We start from the raw sequence: 4,532 nt of genomic DNA, 5'->3' as shown, positions 1-4,532 counted from the left end.
AGAACTTTAGTTGCAGCTAAAGTCTGGGTCTCACCTTACCCTGATTCGTTAGTTATTATCCATACAAGGCGTTCAAGAGGGATTCATGCCGCGTGGCATTTTTGGCATGCGGTGAGTTTTGGCGATGAAAGCGGTCTGCGGAAAGTTGGTTTGTGCGGCATTCACCCCTTAACGCAGCGTTATGCTTAATTACGTAAAATCAGTGGTTTATGGTTTTCTTTGCTCCCTTGGCTGATTGGTTTTGTGCTTGTCGGCAAGTCGGTTTTATTGGGCGCTGCTTTTCGGACACTTATTCTTTGGCGCTGAAAATTCAGAGAGTTGCCTCAATCAATTTTCAGGTAAGTGCGAGGTTAAGGTGGCTAGCTTAATCAGCAATTTGATCTTGGGTTTTTGAGTTTTAGCGGCCAAATTTCAAAGTCCGATTTTTAAAACTATGAGTCATTTCTGTTTTCTACGTTTTGGCTTTTGTGTGTAAATCAAAGTCGAGTTAATCTTGTTTCCAGAAAAGCGTAACCCATTGAAGCTTAAGCATAACAAGGCGTTCAAGAGGGATTCATGCCGCGTGGCATTTTTGGTATGCGGCGAGTTTTGGTGGTGAAAGTGGCATGCGGAAGCTTGGTTTGTGCGGCATTCACCCCTTAACGCAGCGTTAGCACTCTGGACGGTAGTTTAGCAAAAGGATTGTTATGAACTTTCAAGAAATGTCAGAGCAGGAAATATTAGATATCGCAAATCCTATCATGGACAATTTGATGGAAGCATCGACGAATATTGACCATGAGCGGCACGTCCGAGACTTTAACAAGCGGATGCTCAAAATAGTTACCCGAGATTACCTCAATGAAGTCTGTGTAAAATATCAGGCTGAAAAGGGTTTCTTTGCAGATAGAGAGTTAGTTGCAGTGTTTAGGCGACCAGACTCAGCGGCAATAGTTTGGAAACAATATTACACGAAAGCACCAGGCGAACATGTAGCAGAGCTGGTTATAGTTTATGAGGATGGGCGTTTTCTGGTAGACCACGCAATGGTTTTCTAAAAGAGTGCTAACAAAGCGTTAAAGAGGGACTTGGCACGCGTGGCATTTTCAGTTTGCGGTAAGTTTAGTGGTTAAGGTGTGATGCGGTCACTTTTGTAGTGCGTGCCTGCGCCCCTTAACGCGGCGTTATGAGCCTCGTACATATTGAACACAGTTGTAGAAATTGCAGTACCAACGCTAGTGGTACAGCTAGACCAATAGTCATGGAGGACATTGAAGAATGTTGGAAAAAGTAGAGCAAGTACTTGATAGAAATGATTTATCTTATAAAACTGTAGGCAACTCACTTCACCTAAAATTCGCTCGAGCAGGCGGAAAAGTCACAATCAAATATGACTATTCGACAAATTCGTACCTATATAGTTGTAATGAATACCTATTAAGTTTCTCTAGCCTCATTTTCTTTGTTTTATCTTTCAACACGTTATATCAGCCTGACAAACAAATGTGGTCTGGCTATGTGGCTGGGTGCATGTTTGCAGCAGCAGTGTTTAATCTATTCCAAATAGTACTGGCTCACATACAAATGCTGGATTTGAAATCTCAATTTAGAGAAGTGGGTGTTCATCTCAAGTCCGGCTCATAACAAAGCGTTTAAGAGGGATTCATGCCGCGTGGCATTTTTGGTATGCGGTGAGTTTTGGTGGTGAAAATGGTCTGCGGAAAGCTGGTTTAGGCGGCATTCACCCCTTAACGCAGCGTTATGCAAATATTCAAACCAGCCGATTTTCCACTGCTCAGGCCTAGGCTATTGGCGAAAATAAATTGGCTAACTGACTAAATCATTCTGGTAAACTGCGCCCAAACTAAGCGGTATTATTAGGACCCAAGCAATGAGCCAAGAGCAGCAAAACAATCCTTTACATGGTTTAACCTTAGAGAAAATTCTCGTTCGTTTACAAGAGCACTACGGCTGGGAAGGGTTAGACAGAGAAATTAAAATTAACTGTTTTTACAGCAATCCATCAATCAAATCTTCTCTTAAGTTTTTGCGTCGTACGCAGTGGGCGAGAGACAAGGTTGAGGCTTTGTATATAGATACATTTTGCCGTTAAGAACATTTGCATAACAAAGCGTTTAAGAGGGATTCATGCCGCGTGGCATTTTTGGTATGCAGTGAGTTTTGTGGTGAAAGTGGTCTGCAGGAAGTTGGTTTAGGCGGCATTCACCCCTTAACGCAGCGTTAGCCCAAACCGGTAAAAATGGAGATTTAGTGACGAATGGAAGTTGTATTTGTAAGGCATGGCGTGCCTGACTACTCGTTATCTGACGAGCGAAAAATGAGCCAGCTTGAAAAAGATTACGCTCCTTTACACCGAGATCACATCCATGAGTTGTACGCTGTTGCTCAAGAAATTCAACTCGAGAAAGCAGAAGTTATCATCTCTTCACCGTATACAAGAGCACTACAAACTGCCGAAATCATTAATCGTAAACTCGGTTTAGAACTCTTTGTTGAACATGACCTACGAGAGTGGCGAGCGGACTTGGATGGTGGTTATGTAGATCTTCAAGAACGAGATCGCCGTTGGCATGATTATCGCGCTTCGCTAAAAAATAATGCGGAGCCCAATAATGTTCCGTATGAGTCTTGGATAGCGCTTAGAAATCGTGCAGAAAGTGTGTTATCGCGATACACACATTATTCTAAGGTAATCGTCGTTTCGCATTTTAATGTGTTTGAAAGTTTGGCTGGCTACCAAGACAACGGTATTGGTTGTGGAAGCTATCGTACGCTAACGTTGGGTAAATTGGGCTAACAAAGCGTTTAAGAGGGATTTGGCACGCGTGGCATTTTCGGTTTGCGTTGGGTTCAGTGATTAAGTCGCTGTGCGGTAGCTTTTGTATTGCGTGCCGGCACCCCTTAACGCGGCGTTAGCTCAACATATAAGGTTACCGCTCAGCTCAAAGTAATTCACCATTAACTAGATTGCATTCTGTCGTGAAATCATACGAAAAAAATCCAACTGTAGTTGTATGGAGACGTTTAAAAGCGTATCAATCCCAACATACAGTATATTGGAGGTTTTATGAGAGTTCACAAATCGATGATTGGGGCAGACCCAGTAAAGTACTACGCTAGTTTAATTGGAATGGAGAAGTATGAGGCTCGTTTGAAAAGACTAGCCAATGCAATACCGATTATGACAGGAATTGTCCTGTACAGACAGTTACCTAAAAATATGCAATCGCAGATATTAAAGCAAATACTAGATTTAAATGATAACCAACTGAAAGCATCGTTGTACTCACTAGTATCGCAGGTTGTAGCTAACCCATATTGGTTCTCGTGGTCTCTTTCAGATAACGAGCTTAGGGAGTTTTTTGATACAAATAAGGGAGTAAATGACACACTTAAAGTTGTTGGACTTGAAATAACTGTTCCATTAACGGTCGCTGGTGTTGCAGCATTTCTATACTCAGCAAATGAGAAAGGGCTCATCGGTGCAACGCAAAAAGCTTCAGATCAACTAAAACGAGCGGTTACAACATCTCCGGTAGCGCAAATTGGTGAAAAAATGGGGTTAACAAAACAAGTAGCTTCTCGAGCATCGGCAATTTTGGTCGTAATGGTTAGTGTTATAGCATACCAAACGAACTTAAATGCAAAGGACGCTCAAAAGGAACTGCTAAGAAGAGGCTTGCTAAAAGCGGATGATTTATAATGCTGATAATTTTACTAATAGTCATTTTTTCTCTAGCGACAATTCACTTCTCTCACGTGCTATTTTCGGTGTGTCTGTTCTCCGCTAGTAAGTTATCTAAAGGCCCAATGTTATTGCGCTCATTGGCGCTTTGCATAATGGCTGCATGTACACAATATTACACTCTGTCTATGATATTAGGTTCCAACTTGCCTGTTGTTTCAGGTTTTGTTTTGGTTGCTACTAACGCCTTATTTTTCGTTGGTTTTTTCTCCGCATGTAAAGATAGATACGCTAAAGAACGCTAGGGAGTACGGTCACATGTTAAGCTAACAAAGCGTTAAAGAGGGATTCGTGCCGCGTGGCATTTTTGGCATGCGGTGAGTTTTGGTGGTGAAGGTGGTCTGCGAAGAGTTGGTTTAGGCGGCCCTCACCCCTTAACGCAGCGTTATGCTTAATCACGTAAAATCAGTGGGTTATGGTTTTCTTTGTTCCCTCAACTTTTTGGTTTTGTGCTCGTCGGCAAGTTGGCTTCAGTGGGCGCTATTTTCTGGACGTCCATTCTTGGGCGCTGGAAATTTAGAGAGTTGCCTCAATCAATTGTCAGGTAAGTGCGCGGTTAGGGCGGCTGGTTCAATCAGCAATTTAATCTTCGGTTTTTGAGTTTTAGCGGCCGAATTTCAAAGCCCGATTTTTAAAACTATGAGTTATTTCGGTTTTCTACGTTTTGGCTTTTGTTTGTAAATCAAAGTCGAGTTAATCTTGGTTTTAGCAAAACGTAACCCATTGAAGCTTAAGCATAACAAGGCGTTCAAGTGGGATTCATGCCGCGTGGCATTTTTGGTATGCG

At 42.3% G+C, this 4,532-nt stretch carries 5 protein-coding genes and 1 pseudogene; all 6 read left to right on the top strand.

Annotated elements, in window-relative coordinates; all coding sequences use genetic code 11:
- Nucleotides 1-189, top strand: a pseudogene (locus LZU85_RS20370) (hypothetical protein); the annotation flags it as partial.
- 497 nt (nucleotides 190-686) lie between these two features.
- Complete coding sequence (locus tag LZU85_RS20360; RefSeq protein WP_038969909.1) at nucleotides 687-1,037, top strand: hypothetical protein; 351 nt, start codon at nucleotides 687-689, stop codon at nucleotides 1,035-1,037.
- Between the two features lie 220 nt (nucleotides 1,038-1,257).
- On the top strand, nucleotides 1,258-1,623 hold the full coding sequence (locus LZU85_RS20355; protein ID WP_182289739.1) for a hypothetical protein: 366 nt from the start codon (nucleotides 1,258-1,260) through the stop codon (nucleotides 1,621-1,623).
- 247 nt (nucleotides 1,624-1,870) lie between these two features.
- Nucleotides 1,871-2,092 carry a VF530 family protein gene (locus tag LZU85_RS20345; protein ID WP_005526706.1) on the top strand — a complete coding sequence of 74 codons (222 nt, stop codon included), beginning with the start codon at nucleotides 1,871-1,873 and terminating at the stop codon, nucleotides 2,090-2,092.
- 165 nt (nucleotides 2,093-2,257) lie between these two features.
- On the top strand, nucleotides 2,258-2,797 hold the full coding sequence (locus tag LZU85_RS20335; RefSeq protein ID WP_108654625.1) for a histidine phosphatase family protein: 540 nt from the start codon (nucleotides 2,258-2,260) through the stop codon (nucleotides 2,795-2,797).
- Nucleotides 2,798-3,067: 270 nt separating this feature from the next.
- Nucleotides 3,068-3,703 carry a hypothetical protein gene (locus tag LZU85_RS20330; protein ID WP_237288362.1) on the top strand — a complete coding sequence of 212 codons (636 nt, stop codon included), beginning with the start codon at nucleotides 3,068-3,070 and terminating at the stop codon, nucleotides 3,701-3,703.
- Nucleotides 3,704-4,532 lie beyond the last annotated feature (829 nt).

Origin of the sequence: Vibrio floridensis, from assembly GCF_021852965.1 — a bacterium.
Classification (GTDB): Bacteria; Pseudomonadota; Gammaproteobacteria; order Enterobacterales; family Vibrionaceae; genus Vibrio; species Vibrio floridensis.
Note: the sequence above shows the minus strand (reverse complement) of the source record. Positions and strands in the feature narration are given on the sequence as shown.

Excerpts from the sequence above, each read along its gene's own strand:
- LZU85_RS20360 (WP_038969909.1), top strand. The coding sequence starts at position 687 with ATGAACTTTCAAGAAATGTCAGAGCAGGAAATATTAGATATCGCAAAT.
- LZU85_RS20355 (WP_182289739.1), top strand. The coding sequence starts at position 1,258 with ATGTTGGAAAAAGTAGAGCAAGTACTTGATAGAAATGATTTATCTTAT.
- LZU85_RS20345 (WP_005526706.1), top strand. The coding sequence starts at position 1,871 with ATGAGCCAAGAGCAGCAAAACAATCCTTTACATGGTTTAACCTTAGAG.
- LZU85_RS20335 (WP_108654625.1), top strand. The coding sequence starts at position 2,258 with ATGGAAGTTGTATTTGTAAGGCATGGCGTGCCTGACTACTCGTTATCT.
- LZU85_RS20330 (WP_237288362.1), top strand. The coding sequence starts at position 3,068 with ATGAGAGTTCACAAATCGATGATTGGGGCAGACCCAGTAAAGTACTAC.